Origin of the sequence: Paraburkholderia phytofirmans OLGA172, from assembly GCF_001634365.1 — a bacterium.
GTDB lineage: Bacteria > Pseudomonadota > Gammaproteobacteria > Burkholderiales > Burkholderiaceae > Paraburkholderia.
Window position 1 is genome coordinate 3,968,525 of sequence record NZ_CP014578.1, and the last position, 18,683, is coordinate 3,987,207.

General features: G+C 63.0%; 19 protein-coding genes and 1 other RNA gene. 11 read left to right on the forward strand and 9 right to left on the reverse strand.

Annotation, left to right across the window (positions count from 1 at the left end; all coding sequences use genetic code 11):
- Positions 1-191 precede the first annotated feature (191 nt).
- Complete coding sequence (locus AYM40_RS17415; RefSeq protein WP_181448380.1) at positions 192-803, reverse strand: glutathione S-transferase C-terminal domain-containing protein; 612 nt, start codon at positions 801-803, stop codon at positions 192-194.
- A gap of 230 nt (positions 804-1,033) precedes the next feature.
- Between AYM40_RS17415 and AYM40_RS17420 the strand changes: the two genes are divergently transcribed.
- The 9 genes from AYM40_RS17420 to AYM40_RS17460 all read left to right on the forward strand — a co-directional run bounded on the left by AYM40_RS17420 (position 1,034) and on the right by AYM40_RS17460 (position 10,380).
- Positions 1,034-2,440, forward strand: coding sequence for an aminopeptidase P N-terminal domain-containing protein (locus AYM40_RS17420; protein WP_063497306.1), 1,407 nt, complete (start codon positions 1,034-1,036; stop codon positions 2,438-2,440).
- 31 nt (positions 2,441-2,471) lie between these two features.
- The gene (locus AYM40_RS17425) at positions 2,472-3,707 is read left to right on the forward strand and encodes a UbiH/UbiF/VisC/COQ6 family ubiquinone biosynthesis hydroxylase (RefSeq protein WP_063497307.1); all 1,236 of its coding nucleotides are present in this window, start codon (positions 2,472-2,474) and stop codon (positions 3,705-3,707) included.
- 262 nt (positions 3,708-3,969) lie between these two features.
- Positions 3,970-5,037, forward strand: a complete 1,068-nt coding sequence (gene dusB, locus AYM40_RS17430; RefSeq protein WP_063497308.1) for a tRNA dihydrouridine synthase DusB — start codon at positions 3,970-3,972, stop codon at positions 5,035-5,037.
- The gene (locus AYM40_RS17435; protein WP_006049915.1) at positions 5,034-5,267 is read left to right on the forward strand and encodes a Fis family transcriptional regulator; all 234 of its coding nucleotides are present in this window, start codon (positions 5,034-5,036) and stop codon (positions 5,265-5,267) included. The genes dusB and AYM40_RS17435 overlap by 4 nt, the downstream gene beginning before the upstream one ends.
- A 57-nt stretch (positions 5,268-5,324) precedes the next feature.
- Positions 5,325-6,890, forward strand: a complete 1,566-nt coding sequence (gene purH, locus AYM40_RS17440; protein ID WP_063497309.1) for a bifunctional phosphoribosylaminoimidazolecarboxamide formyltransferase/IMP cyclohydrolase — start codon at positions 5,325-5,327, stop codon at positions 6,888-6,890.
- A 244-nt stretch (positions 6,891-7,134) separates the two neighbouring features.
- Entirely contained in the window at positions 7,135-7,677 is a 543-nt protein-coding gene (gene ruvC / locus AYM40_RS17445) for a crossover junction endodeoxyribonuclease RuvC (protein ID WP_063497310.1), read from the forward strand.
- Between the two features lie 47 nt (positions 7,678-7,724).
- Entirely contained in the window at positions 7,725-8,306 is a 582-nt protein-coding gene (gene ruvA, locus AYM40_RS17450; RefSeq protein WP_063497311.1) for a Holliday junction branch migration protein RuvA, read from the forward strand.
- 31 nt (positions 8,307-8,337) lie between these two features.
- A complete protein-coding gene (ruvB, locus tag AYM40_RS17455) occupies positions 8,338-9,402 on the forward strand; it encodes a Holliday junction branch migration DNA helicase RuvB (RefSeq protein ID WP_063497312.1) in 1,065 nt (354 codons plus the stop codon).
- A gap of 39 nt (positions 9,403-9,441) precedes the next feature.
- Positions 9,442-10,380 (forward strand): oxygenase MpaB family protein, encoded by a 939-nt coding sequence (locus AYM40_RS17460; RefSeq protein WP_063497313.1) that lies wholly within the window; start codon positions 9,442-9,444, stop codon positions 10,378-10,380.
- A 154-nt stretch (positions 10,381-10,534) separates the two neighbouring features.
- Here AYM40_RS17460 and AYM40_RS17465 read toward each other — a convergent pair whose 3' ends face one another.
- From AYM40_RS17465 to tyrS, 3 genes are all read right to left on the reverse strand, one after another.
- Positions 10,535-11,212 carry a histidine phosphatase family protein gene (locus tag AYM40_RS17465; RefSeq protein WP_063497314.1) on the reverse strand — a complete coding sequence of 226 codons (678 nt, stop codon included), beginning with the start codon at positions 11,210-11,212 and terminating at the stop codon, positions 10,535-10,537.
- Between the two features lie 111 nt (positions 11,213-11,323).
- Positions 11,324-11,782 carry a D-aminoacyl-tRNA deacylase gene (gene dtd, locus AYM40_RS17470; RefSeq protein ID WP_063497315.1) on the reverse strand — a complete coding sequence of 153 codons (459 nt, stop codon included), beginning with the start codon at positions 11,780-11,782 and terminating at the stop codon, positions 11,324-11,326.
- An 80-nt stretch (positions 11,783-11,862) separates the two neighbouring features.
- Positions 11,863-13,107: a tyrosine--tRNA ligase gene (gene tyrS, locus AYM40_RS17475; protein ID WP_063497316.1), complete on the reverse strand. Its 1,245-nt coding sequence runs from the start codon at positions 13,105-13,107 to the stop codon at positions 11,863-11,865.
- Positions 13,108-13,313: 206 nt separating this feature from the next.
- On the opposite strand from tyrS, the gene AYM40_RS17480 reads away from it, so the two are divergent.
- Positions 13,314-14,444 (forward strand): anhydro-N-acetylmuramic acid kinase, encoded by a 1,131-nt coding sequence (locus AYM40_RS17480; protein WP_063497317.1) that lies wholly within the window; start codon positions 13,314-13,316, stop codon positions 14,442-14,444.
- Between the two features lie 87 nt (positions 14,445-14,531).
- Here AYM40_RS17480 and erpA read toward each other — a convergent pair whose 3' ends face one another.
- The 3 genes from erpA to rplM form a co-directional block, all read right to left on the reverse strand.
- Complete coding sequence (erpA, locus tag AYM40_RS17485) at positions 14,532-14,897, reverse strand: iron-sulfur cluster insertion protein ErpA (RefSeq protein ID WP_007180424.1); 366 nt, start codon at positions 14,895-14,897, stop codon at positions 14,532-14,534.
- Between the two features lie 268 nt (positions 14,898-15,165).
- A complete protein-coding gene (gene rpsI, locus AYM40_RS17490) occupies positions 15,166-15,558 on the reverse strand; it encodes a 30S ribosomal protein S9 (protein WP_011489810.1) in 393 nt (130 codons plus the stop codon).
- An 11-nt stretch (positions 15,559-15,569) separates the two neighbouring features.
- Positions 15,570-15,998 carry a 50S ribosomal protein L13 gene (gene rplM, locus AYM40_RS17495; RefSeq protein ID WP_007180422.1) on the reverse strand — a complete coding sequence of 143 codons (429 nt, stop codon included), beginning with the start codon at positions 15,996-15,998 and terminating at the stop codon, positions 15,570-15,572.
- A gap of 684 nt (positions 15,999-16,682) precedes the next feature.
- Between rplM and AYM40_RS17500 the strand changes: the two genes are divergently transcribed.
- The gene (locus AYM40_RS17500) at positions 16,683-17,105 is read left to right on the forward strand and encodes an OsmC family protein (RefSeq protein ID WP_063497318.1); all 423 of its coding nucleotides are present in this window, start codon (positions 16,683-16,685) and stop codon (positions 17,103-17,105) included.
- Between the two features lie 104 nt (positions 17,106-17,209).
- On the opposite strand, the gene rnpB is transcribed toward AYM40_RS17500, so the two are convergent.
- An RNA gene (gene rnpB / locus AYM40_RS17505) (RNase P RNA component class A) lies at positions 17,210-17,623 on the reverse strand.
- A gap of 226 nt (positions 17,624-17,849) precedes the next feature.
- Complete coding sequence (locus tag AYM40_RS17510) at positions 17,850-18,683, reverse strand: DUF3025 domain-containing protein (RefSeq protein WP_148662199.1); 834 nt, start codon at positions 18,681-18,683, stop codon at positions 17,850-17,852.

An 18,683-nucleotide genomic window follows, 5' to 3' on the forward strand; every position in this document is an offset into this window, starting at 1 on the left:
AATAAGCGTCGATGAAGCGATCTGGCCGCTTCTACACGGAAACCCTGTTCAATCACGGCCGAAAAAACCACCATAAAAAACGCGCGCTTCGGGAAAAACCGAGCGCGCGTTTTTTATTCGAAAGCAACCCGGCTGATCGATGTCGATTGCACGACACAAGCAGCCGCGACACGCCGTTCAGTGACCTTGACTCAGGCCGGCACCGTATCGATAAACGACTGGCGCAGTGACAGTTTCTGGAAATGCTTATCCAGATTCGGATACCCTTCGCGCCAGTTCAATTCGGGCATGCGGAAATCGAGGTAGCCCAGCGCGCAGCCCACCGCGATGTCCGCGAGTGTGTAGTGATTGCCCGTGCACCACGGCTTGCTGCCCAAGCCTTGCGACATCGCGATCAGGCCTTCGTCGATCTTGCGTTGCTGCCGCGCGACCCACGCGTCCACGCGCTGTTCGGGCGTGCGCTGGGTGCCTTCGAGGCGAATCAGCACCGCGGCGTCGAGGATGCCATCGGCAAGTGCTTCCCAGCAGCGCACTTCGACGCGTTCGCGCCCAGACGGCGGAATCAGCTTGCCGACCGGCGACAGCGTATCCACGTATTCGCAAATCACTCGCGAGTCGAACACCGCTTCGCCGTCTTCCATCACGAGACACGGCACCTTGCCGAGCGGATTGAAGGTGTGAATCGCGGTATCCGGCGCCCAGACGTTCTCGGGCACGAGTTCGTAGTCGATCTTCTTGTCGGCCAGAACGATCCGCGCTTTGCGCACGAACGGGCTGGCGAGCGAACCGATGAGTTTCATCATGACCATCTGCCTTTTCTTGAATTCGGCGAAAGTATAAGTGGTTGGCGCCATTCCCGAGCGCAGAGCAGCCACTTCGCAAGCCGCACGGATGCTCGCCGTGCATGGATTGCAACATTGCCGCGACGCCCGCGCGCCGTCTACCCGGCCAAATGGCTAACGCGGCTGGGGCGCCCCCTCCCCGCCAGTATCCGCGCAAAATAAGTCTCCGCATTGGGCGCTACAATCGCAAAATGAACCAGCCGACCGAACCCACCATCGCCATCGACGTCTATCGCACGCGTCGCGAGCGCGTACTCGCGGCACTGCGCGCAGCGGGCGCGGGCGTCGCCATCGTCCCCACCGCGCCGGAAAAGCTGCGCAACCGGGACGCCGACTACCCCTACCGGCACGATAGCTACTTCTACTATCTGACGGGCTTTACCGAACCCGAGGCGTGCCTCGTGCTCGATGCAAGCGCCGCGCCTGGCGAGCCGGCTTCGATCCTGTTCTGCCGCGAGAAGAATGTCGAGCGCGAGACGTGGGACGGTTTCCGTTTCGGGCCGGACGGCGCGCGCGAGGCGTTCGGCTTCGACGCCGCCTTCGCCGTGGGCGAAGTCGATACGCAACTGCCGCACATTCTCGCTGACAAGCCGGCGCTGCATTACGCGCTCGGCACGTCGGCGGAACTGGACGAACAGGTGCGCGGCTGGCTCGACGCCGTGCGTGCGCAAGGCCGCAGCGGCGTCGCCGCCCCCACCGTCGCGCGTGATCTGATTCCGTTGCTCGACGAGATGCGGCTCATCAAGGATCCCCACGAACTCGCCATCATGCGCCGCGCCGGACAGATTTCGGCGCAAGCGCATCGCCGCGCGATGGCCGCCTGCCACCCCGGCGTGCGCGAATACGAACTCGAAGCCGAGTTGCTTTACACATTCCGCAAATTCGGCGCGCAGGCGCCGGCTTACACGTCGATCGTCGCCGCGGGCGCCAACGCCTGCGTGCTGCACTACCCAGCCGGCAACGCGATTGCCCAGGACGGCGACCTGATCCTGATCGACGCCGCCTGCGAACTCGACGGCTACGCTTCCGACATCACCCGCACCTTCCCGGCGAGCGGCCGCTTCACCGCGGCGCAGCGCGAGTTGTACGACGTCGTGCTGGCCGCGCAGCAGGCAGCCGTCGACGCCACCCGCGTCGGCGCCACCTTCGACGATCCGCACCAGGCCGCCCTGCGTGTGCTGTCGCAAGGTCTGCTCGACACCGGCATCATCGACCGCACGAAGTTCGCCTCGGTCGACGCGGTGATCGCCGAGCGCGCCTACGCGCCGTTCTACATGCACCGTACCGGCCACTGGATCGGCATGGACGTGCACGATGTCGGCGACTACCGCGAACGCGGCGCGCCGCGTGACGAAGCGGGCGCGCTGCCATGGCGCACGCTGCAGGCAGGAATGACACTGACCATCGAGCCCGGTCTGTATATCCGTCCGGCCGAAGGCGTGCCCGAGCGCTACTGGAACATCGGTATCCGCATCGAAGACGACGCGATCGTCACGCCGGCCGGCTGCGAACTGATCACGCGCGACGTCCCGGTGGCCGCCGACGAGATCGAGGCGCTGATGCAACAGGCCCGCGCGGCCCAGCAAACAAAACGGTAAGCCAGGCAGTAACCCAAGGAAACAACCCGCCATGAACGACGTCCCCCAGTCGACGGTGATTCTGAAACCCGCCGTGTCCGACCGCCCCTTCGATTTCGACGTGACGATCGTCGGCGCCGGGCCGGTCGGGCTGGCGCTTGCCGGCTGGCTGGCGCGCCGCAGCGCGACGCAGGCGCTGAAGATCGCACTGATCGACGCGCGCGAGCCGGAAGATTCGATTGCCGATCCGCGCGCGATCGCCGTGTCGCACGGCAGTCGGATGATTCTCGAACCGCTGCGCTGGCCCGCCGACGCCACCGCGATCCAGCGCATCCACGTGTCGCAGCGCGGCCATTTCGGCCGCACGCTGATCGACCACGGCGAGCACGGCTTGCCGGCGCTCGGCTACGTGCTGCGTTATGGCGCAATCGTGCACGGTCTCGCCGAGGCGGTTCACGCGACCTCCGTGCACTGGTTCCGCTCCACCTCCGCCGCGGCGCCGACTCAGGAACTCGACGGCGTCACGCTGCCGATCGAAACCGCGGGTATCACACGCCACCTGCGCACGCGGATTCTGGTCAATGCCGAAGGCGGCCTGTTCGGCGACCAGAAAACCGCCAGGAGCGCGGGTAGCAGCGCCGGCGGCGGCACACGCGATTACGGGCAGACCGCGCTGGTCGGCACGGTCAGCGTGTCGGCGCCGCAGCCGCATGTAGCGTGGGAACGCTTCACGTCGCAAGGACCGATCGCGCTGCTGCCGATGGGCGGCGTGCGCGGCGCGAATTACGCACTGGTCTGGTGCTGCGCACCCGAAGAAGCCGCGCGGCGCGCCCAGCTCACGGACGACGAATTCCTGCGCGAACTCGGCGCCGCATTCGGCAGCCGCATGGGCCGCTTCACGCAAATCAAGGGGCGCGCGTCGTTCCCGTTGGGGCTGAACGCGGTCGATACGCTGGTGAAGGGCCATGTCGTCGCAATCGGTAATGCGGCGCAGACGCTGCATCCGGTGGCGGGTCAAGGCCTCAATCTCGGCCTACGTGACGCGCATGCGCTCGTCGATGCCTTGTCGGCGGAAGGCCCCACCCCACTGGCCTTGGCAACGTTCGCGCAACGCCGCGCGCTCGACCGGCGCCTGACGATCGGCGCGACCGATACGCTCGCACGCCTGTTCACCGTCGACTTCCCGCCGCTCGCCGCCCTGCGCGGCCTCGCTCTCACCGCGCTCGAATTCGTGCCGCCGGTGAAAACCGCGCTGGCGCGGCAAATGATGTTCGGTCAACGCCGTTGAGCGCGCCACCCGCTCGCGGCTGCACGGCCGCTGCAGGCTTTTTAGGCGCCGTAGTTGGGCACATAAGCGGCGCCGCGCAAGCGGTGCCGGTTCTATGAATCGGGCACTTTCATAGAAGATTTAATGAGTTACGGCAGACGCAAGTCAGGTGTCGGCTATCTGTTAACGCTAAAATAGCGGTTTTCCCTCGCATTTCGCGAACGCTCCGATTGACAGAATCTGAAAAGACACTGGAACAATCGGTCGCAGGCGCGTCCAAGTCATGCCTACTCTCGGCTCCCACAATCTGCGTAACAACTTGTTCGTCGCCCCCATGGCCGGCGTGACCGACCGGCCGTTCCGGCAATTGTGCAAACGGCTGGGCGCGGGCTATGCGGTGTCGGAAATGGTCGCCTCGAATGCGCAGTTGTGGAAAAGCGAAAAAACCATGCGCCGTGCCAACCACACGGGCGAGGTCGAGCCGATCGCCGTGCAGATCGCCGGCGCCGATCCTGCCATGATGGCCGAAGCCGCTCGCTACAACGTGGCGAACGGCGCGCAGATCATCGACATCAACATGGGCTGCCCAGCCAAGAAGGTGTGCAACGTGGCCGCGGGTTCCGCCTTGCTGCAGAACGAACCGCTGGTGCAGCGCATCGTCGAGGCGGTGGTGGGCGCGGTGGGCGTCGGCCCTGATGCCGTGCCCGTCACGCTGAAGATCCGCACCGGCTGGGATCGCGCGAACAAAAATGCTTTGACGGTCGCGCGTCTAGCCGAGGCCGCCGGCATTTCCATGCTGACCGTGCACGGCCGCACCCGCGCCGACCTGTATCACGGCGACGCCGAATACGAGACCATCGCTGCCGTCAAAGCGGCGGTGCGCATTCCGGTGGTCGCCAACGGCGACATTACGTCGCCGCAAAAAGCCCGCGAGGTGCTCGCCGCCACCGGCGCCGACGCCATCATGATCGGCCGCGCCGCGCAGGGGCGTCCGTGGCTGTTCCGCGAGATCGAGCATTTCCTGCAAACGGGTGAGTTGCTGCCGCCGCCGCGCATCGACGAAATCCAGCAGGTCATGAACGAGCATCTCGAAGATCACTACGCGTTCTACGGCGAATTTACGGGTGTGCGCACAGCGCGTAAGCATATCGGCTGGTACACTCGCGGCCTTTCTGGCGCCAACGTGTTCCGGCACCGCATGAATACGCTGGACACCACGCGCGAACAACTCCTCGCCGTCAACGAATTCTTCGACGCCCAAAAGGCGATCTCCGACCGCCTCGTCTACGTCGACGAGACGCTCAGCAAGAACGACGGCGAGCCGGACCATACCGACCGACTAGCAGCATGAGCAAGAACAATATCGAACAATCTGTCCGCGACAGCCTGGGGATATATTTCCAGGATCTCGACGGCTCCAATCCGCATGACGTCTACGACATGGTTATTTCATGCGTGGAAAAACCCTTGCTCGAAGTGGTGCTCGAGCAGGCCGGCGGCAACCAGTCGCTGGCCGCCGAGTATCTCGGCATCAACCGCAATACGCTGCGCAAGAAACTGCAACAGCACGGTCTCCTGTAGCTCGTTTTAGTTTCTTTCGCGCCCTGCCACGTTTCCCTTCGGCTTTTCGTCTTCATCATGATCAAGCAAGCGCTCATCTCCGTTTCCGACAAGTCCGGCATTGTCGACTTCGCCAAGTCGCTGTCGGACCTCGGCGTCAAGATCCTGTCGACCGGCGGCACCGCGAAACTGCTCGCGGACGCGGGCCTCTCCGTCACCGAAGTCGCCGACTACACGGGCTTCCCGGAAATGCTGGACGGACGCGTTAAAACGCTGCATCCGAAGGTGCATGGCGGCATTCTGGCGCGCCGCGACCTGCCGGAACACATGGCAGCGCTTGAAAAGCACGACATTCCGACGATCGACCTGCTGGTCGTGAATCTGTATCCGTTCGTGCAGACCGTGTCGAAAGAAGAGTGCTCGCTGGAAGACGCGATCGAGAATATCGACATCGGCGGCCCGACCATGCTGCGCTCAGCCGCGAAGAATCATCGCGACGTGACGGTGGTGGTTGATCCGACGGATTACGCAGTCGTGCTCGACGAAATGCGTGCAAATAGCAACGCAGTTTCGTACAAGACGAACTTCCGTCTGGCCACCAAGGTGTTCGCGCACACCGCGCAGTACGACGGTGCGATCACGAACTACCTGACGAGCCTGACCGACGAATTGCAACACTCGTCGCGCAACACTTACCCGGCTACCTTCAACCTGGCCTTCGACAAGGTGCAGGACCTGCGCTACGGCGAAAACCCGCATCAGAGCGCCGCGTTTTACCGCGACCTCTCCGTGCCGGCGGGCGCACTGGCGAACTACAACCAGTTGCAGGGCAAGGAACTGTCGTACAACAACATCGCCGATTCCGATGCGGCGTGGGAATGCGTAAAAACGTTCGACGTGCCGGCTTGCGTGATCGTCAAGCACGCGAATCCGTGTGGCGTGGCAGTGGGCGCGGACGCCAACGAAGCGTATGCGAAGGCGTTCCAGACCGACCCGACCTCGGCGTTCGGCGGCATCATCGCGTTCAACCGTGAAGTCGACGAAACGGCGGCGCAAGCGGTGGCCAAGCAGTTTGTCGAAGTGCTGATCGCCCCGTCGTTCAGCGCGGCGGCTCGCCAGGTGTTCGCGGCCAAGCAGAACGTGCGTCTACTGGAAATCGCTTTGGGCGAAGGCCATAACGCGTTCGATCTGAAGCGCGTCGGTGGCGGCCTGCTGGTGCAATCGCTCGATTCGAAAAACGTGCAGCCGCATGAGTTGCGCGTGGTCACGAAGCGTCACCCGACACCGAAGGAAATGGACGACCTGCTGTTCGCATGGCGCGTCGCGAAGTACGTGAAGTCGAACGCGATCGTGTTCTGCGGCAACGGCATGACGCTCGGCGTCGGCGCGGGCCAGATGAGCCGCGTGGATTCGGCGCGTATTGCGAGCATCAAGGCGCAGAACGCCGGTTTGACGCTGGCGGGTTCGGCTGTGGCGTCGGATGCGTTCTTCCCGTTCCGTGACGGTTTGGATGTAGTGGTTGCAGCAGGCGCGACCTGCGTGATTCAACCGGGCGGCTCGATGCGCGACGACGAAGTGATCGCTGCGGCTGACGAGCACAACATCGCGATGGTGGTGACCGGCGTGCGTCACTTCCGGCATTGATTTCGGCTTCGCGGAGACCGCCTGATACTTTGTGGCGCGGTAATCGCTAACGTAGCTTGAGCGAAACGGCTCGGTGGACATTTCCGCCGGGCCGTTCTCTTTTGCGTGTGTGTGCGCCGCCTTTCAACGCCAACGCATGCGGCAGCAGTTTTTATTCCGCCGGCGTCGCTGCACGCCGACCGCCACACGGCGCGTTCGTTGTAGTATCGCAAGCACCTGATTTTCACCGCGCATGCGGCACCTCATGAGAATTCTCGGCATCGACCCCGGCCTGCGCGTGACCGGCTTTGGCGTAATCGATCAAACCGGACACACGCTTAGCTACGTCGCAAGCGGCGTGATCAAAACCGCCGACGCCGATCTGCCGTCGCGTCTCGGCACCATTTTCGAAGGCATTTCGACGCTGATCCGTCAACATTCGCCGGATCAGTCAGCGATCGAAAAGGTGTTCGTCAACGTCAATCCGCAATCCACCCTGCTGCTTGGTCAGGCACGTGGCGCGGCGATCTGTGGACTGGTGGCGGGGGGGGTGCCGGTCGCCGAATACACGGCCTTGCAGTTGAAGCAGGCCGTGGTCGGTTACGGCCGCGCGACGAAGGAGCAGATGCAGCAGATGGTGGTGCGGCTGCTCAACCTCTCCGGCGTGCCCGGCACCGACGCCGCCGACGCCCTCGGCATGGCGATTTGCCACGCGCATGGCGGCACGACGCTTAGTACGCTGGGCGGCATTGCGCCTTCGTTGGCGAAGAAGGGGTTGCGGGTGCGGCGCGGAAGGTTGGTGGGGTAGAGATTCGGTGCGCTACACTCGCCCTTTCTCTAAAGATTGAATCCGCCATGATCGGTCGCATTGCCGGCGTTCTGCTGGAAAAAAACCCGCCGCATCTGCTCGTCGACTGCAACGGCGTCGGCTACGAAGTCGATGTGCCGATGAGCACGTTCTACAACCTGCCTTCGAACGGCGAACGCGTCGTGCTGCTCACGCAAATGATCGTGCGCGAAGACGCGCATCTGCTCTATGGTTTCGGCACCGCCGAGGAACGCTCGACTTTCCGCGAGCTGCTGAAGATCACCGGCATCGGCGCGCGTATGGCGCTCGCCGTACTCTCCGGCATGAGCGTGCATGAACTGGCGCAGACCGTCACGATGCAGGACGCAGCGCGCCTGACTCGCGTGCCTGGCATCGGCAAGAAAACCGCGGAGCGGCTGCTCCTCGAACTGAAGGGCAAGATCGGCGCCGACCTCGGTGCGATGGCGGGCGCGGCGTCGGCATCCGACCACGCCTCCGATATCCTGAACGCGCTGATCGCATTGGGTTACTCCGAAAAAGAAGCGTTGGCGGCCATCAAGAACGTGCCGGCCGGCACCGGCGTTTCCGAAGGCATCAAGCTCGCGTTGAAGGCGCTATCCAAGGGCTAAAGCTCGAACTCGCGCGCGGTACAATGACCGCATGATCGAAACCGACAAACTCGCCGCCGAGCGCATCATCGCGGCCACGCCCGTCTCGCCGAACGAAGAAGCGTTCGAGCGCGCGTTGCGCCCGCGCCAGCTCGAAGAATATGTCGGCCAGGAAAAAGTGCGCGGTCAGCTGGAAATCTTCATCGAGGCGGCCAAGCGCCGGTCGGAATCGCTCGACCACGTGCTGCTGTTCGGACCGCCGGGTCTTGGCAAGACCACGCTCGCGCACATCATCGCGCGGGAAATGGGTGTCAATCTGCGGCAAACTTCCGGTCCGGTGCTCGAACGCGCCGGCGACCTCGCTGCGCTGCTCACCAACCTCGAAGCCAACGACGTCCTGTTCATCGACGAAATCCACCGGCTCTCGCCGGTCGTCGAGGAAATTCTGTATCCGGCGTTAGAGGACTATCAGATCGACATCATGATCGGCGAAGGACCGGCCGCGCGCAGCGTGAAGCTGGATCTGCAACCGTTTACGCTAGTCGGCGCAACCACCCGCGCGGGCATGCTGACCAATCCGCTGCGCGATCGCTTCGGGATCGTGGCGCGGCTCGAGTTTTATAACGCCGAAGAACTCGCGCGTATCGTCACGCGTTCGGCATCGCTGCTGCATGCGCAGATCCATCCAGATGGCGCGTTCGAAATCGCCAAGCGGGCCCGCGGCACGCCGCGGATCGCGAACCGGCTGTTGCGCCGCGTGCGCGATTTCGCCGAGGTAAAAGCGGACGGCAACATCACCGCACAGGTGGCCGACGCCGCGCTCAGAATGCTCGACGTCGACGCAGTCGGCTTCGACCTGATGGACCGCAAGCTGCTCGAAGCGATCCTGCACAAGTTCGACGGCGGCCCGGTCGGTGTCGACAACCTGGCGGCGGCAATCGGCGAAGAACGCGACACGATCGAAGACGTGCTCGAACCGTATCTGATCCAGCAAGGCTTCCTGCAACGCACGCCGCGCGGCCGCGTCGCCACGCTGCTCACGTACCGGCACTTCGGTCTCGCCGCGCCGGACGCTTCGAGCCCCATCCCCGGCCTGTGGGATTCGGCCGCGCCTTGAACCGGCAGCCCATCCGCATCGCGTGAGGCCGATCTAGCAATGTCCGATCAAGCCAGGCAACCCAGCTCACGCGCGGGTCTCGCACAATTGCTCACGAGCGGAATCCGCTCGAAACTGGCTGCCGGTGTCACGCATCTGACAACCGGGAGCGGCCCCACACTCGATTACTCATCGCCCCCCGGAGACCCCGGCCTCTTCGGGCCCGACTCCGTGTGCTGGAAAGTCCACGCCGACTTTACGTCGATGATGACGGGTGGCATCAGCGCACTGCTGCTCCAGGCACTGCATCCGCTGGCTCTCGCCGGCGTATGGGACCATTCGACGTTTCGCACCGATATTCTGGGGCGGCTGCGCCGAACCGCGACTTTCATCTCCGGCACGACGTATGGCAACCGGCACGATGCTTTAGCGCTGATTGAGCGCGTGAAGCGCATTCACCTCGGCGTCACTGGCATTGGGCCTGATGGCCAGCCGTATCGCGCAAGCGATCCTGCCCTGCTGACTTGGGTGCACGTGGCCGAGGTGTCGAGTTTCATGACTGCGCACTTACGGTACGTGAATCCGTTGCTGCCCGTTGCCGCGCAGGATCGGTACTTCGAGGAAACCGCGCGCATCGCCGAGAAGCTCGGCGCGTCGAATATTCCGCGCTCACGTGCCGGGATCGACGCTTACCTGCTCGCCATGCAACCCGAGTTGGTGGCCAGCGAGCGTACTCGAGAAGTCGTGAAGATTCTGATGAATGCGCCCGCACCGACCGCCGCGATGGGGCCCGCGGGAGCATTGATGTTGAACGCCGGCGTTGATCTGCTGCCCGATTGGGCGCAGGCGATGCTTGGGTTCGAGCGATTCGCTGGTCTTCGTCGCGCGCTCACCCGACCCGGTGTGCGGTTGGTCGCGCCGGTGATCCGCTGGGCGCTGGCAAACGGCGTATCGAAGCGGGCACGCCACCGCGTTGCTGCTGCGCGCGAATCCAGGTAAGCCGCGCGAAATAACCACTGCGAGATAGCTCGCCGCAGGATAGATTTCTGCGAGATAGCTTTCTGCGAAAGAGCTTCGGCGAGTAGCGGCCCCCTGAGTGTCGCGAGCGAGGCAAGCCGTGCAAACCGGCTCCATGCAAATGGAACCGCTCCGATCAACGCCCCGGTTCCGGCGTCCTTTTGAAGCTATCGTCCGCACTCGGCGCTTCGAGATGCGACACGTCCGCCCACGACACGATCGTCGCCTTGTGACCGTCGTCGGCGTAATCCACCACGTTGACGCTCGTGTTCAGCAACGCGTAATCACGCGGCGCATCGAGTGATAGACCGCACGCAAAACGACGCACGCAATCTAGCACGCCGCCATGCGCGACGACGGCGATCCGCCCGCCCGGATGCGCGGCCACCAGAGGCTCGATCGCGTGCAGCACGCGGTGATAGAGCGTGCGCTGCGATTCGCCTTCAGGCGGCGCGAAGCCTGGATCACGGGTTTGCCAGTGCGCGTATTCGTCGGGGAAACGGACGGCGATCTCGTCGCTGTCATGCCCCTGAAACGCGCCGTATGAGCGCTCGCGCAAACCTTCACGCAGTTGCAACGGCAGGCCGAGCGCGTCGGCGATCGGCTGCGCGGTCTGTTGCGCGCGTTGCAGATCGCTCGAATAGATCGCATCGAGCCGCGCGCCCTCTTGCACCTCATTCGCGATGCGGCGTGCAAGGCGCTTTGCCTGCGCAAGGCCGGTCGTCGCGAGCGGAATGTCAATGTGACCTTGAATGCGCTTGATGCGGTTCCAGTCGGTCTCGCCGTGGCGGATGAGCAGAATCTGCGTGGTCATGGGATGAACGTGGGCGCCAGTAGCCGGTTATGCCGAGCCGCTATTGTCGCAAAAAGCGGCCGGTGGCGTAGCGGCGTGCCACCGCATACCCCATGCGGCGGCAGTTGAGACTCAAGCGTTTGTCTGCAGCCAGAACGTGACCGGCCCGTCATTGACGAGCGACACCTGCATGTCGGCGCCGAACTCGCCCGTCTCGACGATCGGGTGCTTTGCGCGGGCTGCCGAGACGAAGTAATCGAATAGCCGCTTGCCCTCGTCGGGCGGTGCGGCGGGCGTGAAACTGGGACGCAGGCCGCTGTTGGTGTCAGCGGCCAACGTGAACTGCGAAACGAGCAGCAAGCCGCCCGCGCGCCCGGCGCCGTCGAGATTCTGCACGGAGAGATTCATCTTGCCGGCGGCATCGCTGAAGACGCGGTAGCCGAGCACCTTGGCGAGCAGCCGGTCAGCTGCGGCCTCTGTGTCGCCACGTTCGGCGCATACGAGCGCCAGCAGGCCCGCCTCGATCGCGCCGGTCACGCGGTCGTCCACGCGCACTTCCGCGCGCCGCACGCGCTGGATCAGCGCGATCATCGGCTCGACTCCGAATGCAACAACGCTCGAATCGCCATCGCGTTATCGTTGAGTCCGCTGAGGTTGAGTCCGCTGAGCCGTCAAGCCGTCAGCGTGACGCGCGCAAAACGGCGCTTGCCGACCTGCACGACGTACTCGCCTGCTTCGACCTTCAGGCCCTTGTCCGATACCGTCGTACCGTCGATCTTCACGCCGCCTTGTTCGATGTTGCGCAGCGCCTCGCTGGTCGACGGCACGAGGTTGGCCTGCTTGAGCAACTGGCCAATAGCGAGCGGTGCGCCCGCGAGCGTGACCGACGGAATATCGTCCGGCACGCCGCCCTTCGCGCGATGATTGAAGTCTTCGAGCGCGCGCTCGGCATCGGCTTGCGAGTGGAAGCGCGCGACGATTTCCTGACCGAGCATCACCTTGAAATCGCGCGGATTGCGGCCCGCTTCAATCTCTTTTTTGAAGCCGGCAATCTCATCCATCGGACGGAACGACAGCAGTTCGAAGTAACGCCACATCAGCACGTCGGAGATGCTCATCAGCTTGCCAAACATGTCCGTCGGCTTTTCGCTGATACCGATGTAGTTGTTCTTCGACTTCGACATCTTCTCGACGCCGTCCAGGCCTTCGAGCAACGGCATGGTCAAGATGCACTGCTGATCCTGACCGTACTGCTTCTGCAGTTCACGGCCCACCAGCAGGTTGAACTTCTGGTCCGTGCCGCCGAGCTCGAGGTCGGCATTCAGCGCGACCGAGTCGTAGCCTTGCATCAGCGGGTAGAGGAATTCGTGGATCGAGATCGGCACGCCGCCCTGGAAACGCTTGGTGAAATCTTCGCGCTCGAGAATCCGTGCCACCGTGTAGCGCGATGCGAGCTTGATCATGCCGTCGGCGCCGAGCGGCATCGACCATTCGCTGTTGTAGCGGATTTCGGTCTTGTCGCGGTCGAGCACGAGTGCGGCTTGCTCGAAATACGTTTTCGCATTCGATTCGATCTGCTCGCGCGTGAGCGGCGGGCGCGTGGCATTGCGGCCCGACGGATCGCCAATCAGCGACGTGAAGTCGCCGATCAGGAAAATCACCGTGTGACCGAGGTCCTGCAACTGGCGCATCTTGTTCAGCACGACCGTGTGCCCGATGTGGATGTCAGGCGCGGTCGGATCGAGGCCGAGCTTGATACGCAGCGGCTTGGCCGTAGCCGCGCTCTTCGCGAGCTTTTGCGCGAATTCGTCTTCGATCAGCAGTTCGTCGACGCCGCGCTTGGTGACGGCGAGTGCGTGACGGACTTCGTCGGTGATCGGGAAGGCGGGGCTGGGCTTGGTGGACTCGGTGGTCATGCTGGAAACGTGAAGTCGCGAAAAAAAGAGATTGTCCCATAGATGCGCGCCGGCGCGCCCACTGACTCAGCCATAAGCGCGCCGCCGGCGTACGATTTCGGCTTGTCGGGACGCGCCATTGGCGTCGTGACGCTTTATATTCGGCCGCGCTTGCACCGATAATCTGCTAAAAGAGATCGCAACGAATCATCGAGAGGAGCAGCAACGTGGCGCAAGACCCCGCAGACGGCGTCTACTTTGGATTGATGTCCGGCACGAGCATGGACGGTGTGGACGGTGTGGCCGTCAAATTTGCCCAAGGCAAGCCGCCGGTGGTGCTGGCCGAGGCGTTTGTCGGGTTCGCGGCGGGCTTGCGCGAGGCCCTGTTCGCACTTCAACAGCCGGGGGACAACGAGATCGAACGCGAAGCGCTGGCCGCTAATGCGCTCGCCACGCGCTACACCGTGTGCTGCCACGAATTGCTGCAAGGCAGCCGCGTGCCAGCCTCGGAAGTCCGTGCAATCGGCGTCCACGGCCAGACGGTGCGGCATCGGCCGGAAAAGGGTTACACGCGCCAGATCAACAACCCCGCGCTGCTCGCGGAAATGATGCACATCGACGTGGTCGCCGACTTCCGCTGCCGCGACGTCGCGGCCGGCGGCCAGGGCGCGCCACTCGTGCCGGCGTTTCACGCCACCGTGTTCGGCGCGAAAGACGAAACGCGGGTGGTCTGCAATCTGGGCGGCATCAGCAATATCACGATCCTGAACGCGACCGGCGGCGTGCGCGGCTTCGACTGCGGGCCGGCGAACGTCCTGCTCGACGAGTGGGCGCAGCGCCATCTCGGCAAGCCTTTCGACGAAAACGGTCACTTCGCCGCGAGCGGCCAGGTCGACCGCACGCTCCTTTGTGCATTGCTCGACGAACCTTTCTTCCCGCAACAACCGCCGAAAAGCACCGGCCGTGACTTATTCAACGCGCAATGGCTGGATGCAAAGCTCCAACCGTTCGCCGCCCTCGCCCCCGCCGACGTACAAGCCACACTGGTCGCGCTGACCGCGGTAACGGTTGCACGCGAAATCGAACGACATGCATCGGACGCCAGGGCGGTCTATGTGTGCGGCGGCGGGGCACGCAATCCGGAGATTCTCAAAGCCCTGCGACAGGCGCTGGAGGACAGCGGCGTAAGCGGCGTGCCCGTGATGACAACCGACGCGCTCGGCGTCCCGCCGAGCCAGGTCGAGCCGCTGGCGTTCGCCTGGCTTGCCATGCGCTGCGTGGCGCGCTTGCCAGGCAATTTGCCGGCAGTCACTGGCGCCTCAGCCGAGCGCGTGCTCGGGGCGATCTACCCGCGCTAAGCGAAGAGTCCGATGTTTGGCTCAGGCAATAAGAAACGGGGCCGAAGCCCCGTTTCCTTTACAACCTGTCGCCTAACCGGCCGGCCATCAAACCGAGAACGACGAGCCGCAACCACAGGTGGTCGTAGCGTTCGGGTTCTTGATAACAAACTGCGCGCCGTTGATGTCGTCCTTATAGTCGATCTCAGCGCCGACCAGATACTGGTAGCTCATCGAATCGATCAGCAGCTGGACGCCGCTCTTGTTCATGACGGTGTCGTCTTCGTTGACGGCTTCGTCGAACGTAAAACCGTACTGAAAGCCCGAGCAGCCGCCGCCCTGCACGAAAACGCGCAGTTTCAGGTCCGCATTGCCTTCTTCTTCGATCAGTTGCTTGACCTTGTCAGCCGCTGCGTCGGTAAAAACGAAGGGGGCGGGCATCTCGGTCACGGGTGTATCGGTGACTGCGTTCATTCGAACTCTCCAAAAAGCTTCTAACCGCTATTGTAGGGCTGATCTCAATATCGTGCTGAAGCCCACAAAATCAATGGGTTCTTCCAGGAAATTCTATCGATCGACGCCGGCCGCCATCAGCCTGCCTGAGCGGACAGAACCACCGCCCCAGCGAGAAAACCGTCGTCGCCAACCCAGCGCGGAAAAACCATAAAAAAAGCCGCCTTCGCGAAAGCGTTGGCGGCTTTTGCAGCATTCCAGCCCGAAAGCCGGATTGCACACGAAGCGATTAACGCTTCGAGAATTGCTTCCTGCGACGTGCCTTGTGGAAGCCGACCTTCTTACGTTCGACTTCACGAGCGTCACGCGTCACGAAGCCAGCCTTCGACAGTTCCGGCTTCAGCGTTGCGTCGTAGTCCATCAGTGCGCGGGTGATGCCGTGGCGAACCGCACCGGCTTGACCCGTTTCACCGCCACCCGTCACGTTGACTTTGATGTCGAACGTAACGCCGTGGTTCGTGAGTTCCAGCGGCTGACGCACGATCATCAGCGACGTTTCGCGCGAGAAGTAATCGGCGATAGGCTTGCCGTTCACAACGATATCGCCCTTGCCTGCCTTGATGAAGACGCGTGCGACGGCGCTCTTGCGGCGGCCCGTGCCGTAATTCCAGTTACCGATCATGTGGGCTCCCCTTAGATCTCGAGCGCTTTCGGCTGTTGTGCCGAATGCGGATGCGTTGCTTCAGCGTAGACCTTCAGCTTCTTGATCATCGCGTAGCCGAGCGGGCCCTTCGGCAGCATGCCCTTGACCGCTTTCTCGAGCGCGCGGCCCGGGAAGCGTTCTTGCATCTTGCCGAACGTCGTTTCATAGATACCGCCCGGGTAACCCGAGTGACGGTAGTACTTCTTGTCAGTAGCCTTGTTGCCCGTGACGCGCAACTTGCCGGCGTTGATAACGATGATGAAATCACCGGTGTCGACGTGCGGAGTGAATTCAGGCTTGTGCTTGCCGCGAAGACGGTGTGCCACTTCGCTGGCGACACGCCCGAGAACCTTATCCGTCGCGTCAATCACGTACCATTCACGCGTAACCTCATGGGCTTTTGCGGAAAACGTCTTCATGATCGATCCAAAAAAATTGCTGCGCCCAATGTGTTTTTTCCTGCTTGTAGTGTGCGCATCGAGGCGCGTGCAGGCTCTCCCTGGTTCTTCCTCCGCGGGCGCGGATGCGGAAAAGCTCTGAATTATAAAGGAATTTGTCACGCCGAGTCAAAGCTTGCAGGGTTTCGGGCGACAAGTTGCGTGCGGCGACGGCCGGATAGCGCCCTTTGACGCTCCTCGTGACACGCCGAACGGCATCGGCTCGGGACCCAAGCGCGGACGAAAAAAAACCCGAACGAGCGGTTCGGGTTTAATCCACCAAAGGAGGAGGCGGAGGAGACAGCGGAGGTTGCAGAGTTGTTGCAACCGATGGGCTCGATTATAGGAGGCGGTCTTGTGCGACGCAAGAACATTTGCATTGCGAAATGCAATCCCATAATGTGGCACGGCGACTTGCAGACCGCAAAATAGCTAATTCTCTTTAAAATCAACCAACCACGCCTTTTTAAGCCAATATATAAGCAGACATCAACTAGAGTAAAAACCCTAAACCGGTCAGGACTTACCCGAATCGGCGGAACATGCCGCACCGCAACACGCAAGCGGTCATTGGGCATAAGTTCCGGCGAAAGTCCCTTCGGGCGGACGCGCAAACACCGGGCTACAATGCGTTTTCGATATAAGCGCAGCGCGGTGGAGCACAGCATGGAATGCAAAGTTAGCTGGATGGGGCAAGACGGGATGGCGTTTGCGGCCGAGACGGGCAGCGGCCATCTGGTCACGATGGACGGCGCGCCGGAAGGCGGCGGCCGCAATCTCGCGCCGCGTCCGATGGAAATGGTTCTGCTCGGCACGGGCGGCTGCACGGCGTACGACGTCGTGATGATCCTGAAGAAAAGCCGCCAGGAAATCGCCGGGTGCTCGGTGACGCTGAAGGCCGAACGCGCCAGCGAAGATCCGAAAGTGTTCACCAAGATCCACTTCCACTTCACCGTTACGGGCAAAAATCTGAACCCGGCTACGGTGGAACGCGCGATCAATTTGTCGCACGACAAATACTGTTCGGCGTCGATCATGATCGCGAAGACCGCTGAACTCACGCACTCGTTCGATATCGTCGCGGGTTGAGCGCGGCGCGGCGGCTTCGGTGCGGGTAGCCACGCATCTGAGCAAACCAGCGCGTCAAAAGAAAAATGCCGGCGTCCGCAAGGACGCCGGCATTTTTTGTTAGGTGGCAAAGCAAGCCGATAAGCCGGATTCTGTGCACGCGCCCCGTCCGAAAACGCGACGCGCGTAGCAGTCATTCCTCTAGGCGCGCCATTACTGACGCGCTCAAGCTTCCTACCCGCAGACGTGACGGGGGCCCCGTCCTGCATCTCGAAGATGCTAGCCTGCCTACTTGGAATTGCTCCGGGTGGAGGTTACCGTGCCGGTCTGCCTTGCAGCAGCCGCGGTGCGCTCTTACCGCACCGTTTCACCCTTACCTGATCCCGGCTTGCGCCGGGCCATCGGCGGTTTGCTTTCTGTTGCCCTGTTCCGCGTGTCGCCACGGATGGCCGTTAGCCATCACCCTGCCCTATGGAGTCCGGACTTTCCTCGCCCTCTTTGGCCGAAACCGCAGAGGCCGCGACTGCCTGGCCTGCTTTGCTGGGGCGCATTTTAACACTGCGGCGGATACGTGCGGCCTCGACGGCTGGAACGGCCGGATGGCGCCGCTATCCCGCTCAAACCGGATCGCCCCTTCGACCCTTCGACCCTTCGACCCTTCGACCCTTCGACCCTTCGACCCTTCGCCCCTTCGACCCTTCGCCCCGACTCTACGCGCGGCAACCGCCCAAGCCGCTTGAACCGGGGCACATGCACCGCGGGCCATTAGCGCGAACGCCGCCCGGCGCGAAAGACGGACGTGTCATCGTAAAACGCGGCGTATTCGTTCTCCGCCCACCAGCCCGGAATCCCCAGCACCGGCAGCGGCGCAAACATGCGGCTCGTCAATGCCTCGGTGCTCAGAAGTGCCGTGCTGACAGACTCGTCGAGGCATTTGTCGCGCGCGGCGGCGTCCCAGCCAAAGTATTCGGACGGCACGTCGACGATCCACGCGTGGCCCGTGCAGGCCTTGAACGGGGCAATCAGCTTTTCCAGCAGCGCGTGGCCGAAGCAACGCACTTCGCAGCGCGCGCCCCAGGCATCACGATGAGCAATCAGCAGCGTCTGCCAGTCGAACCCGCGCAATGCCGCGCTCAACGCCGGATCGGCACAGGCGAACAGCAACGCGTTTTCGTCGAACAAGGTCAGCGTATCGCGCACGCCGCCGCGGGTCGGGCCGACGCCTAACACGTCGATCGCCGCAGACTGTCGCGCGTTCAGCGCCGCCTTGATCCGCGGAAACGCAAACCACATCGACCCGTTGAAAAAATCATGCAGGTTGTGGCGCGTCGGCACGCAGCCCGTCGCCGCGATGTGCGCCTCGTAAGCCGCACCCGGCGGCAGCTCGTCCTGCGCAATGAACGCGAGGCGCTGGCCGCGCCCTGTCACCTGCCGCATCTCGCCGGCGTCGGCATTCATTTCTGCGAGCAAGGCGGCGTAGCTCGTTAGCGCGCCCCGCTGCCAGCGCTCGCCGCGCGCCGCGAACTGCGCGAACCACGGCTTCGACCAGTCGATATCGGCGAAACCGAAGTCCACGCGCACCGCCTCTTGCACCTGCAT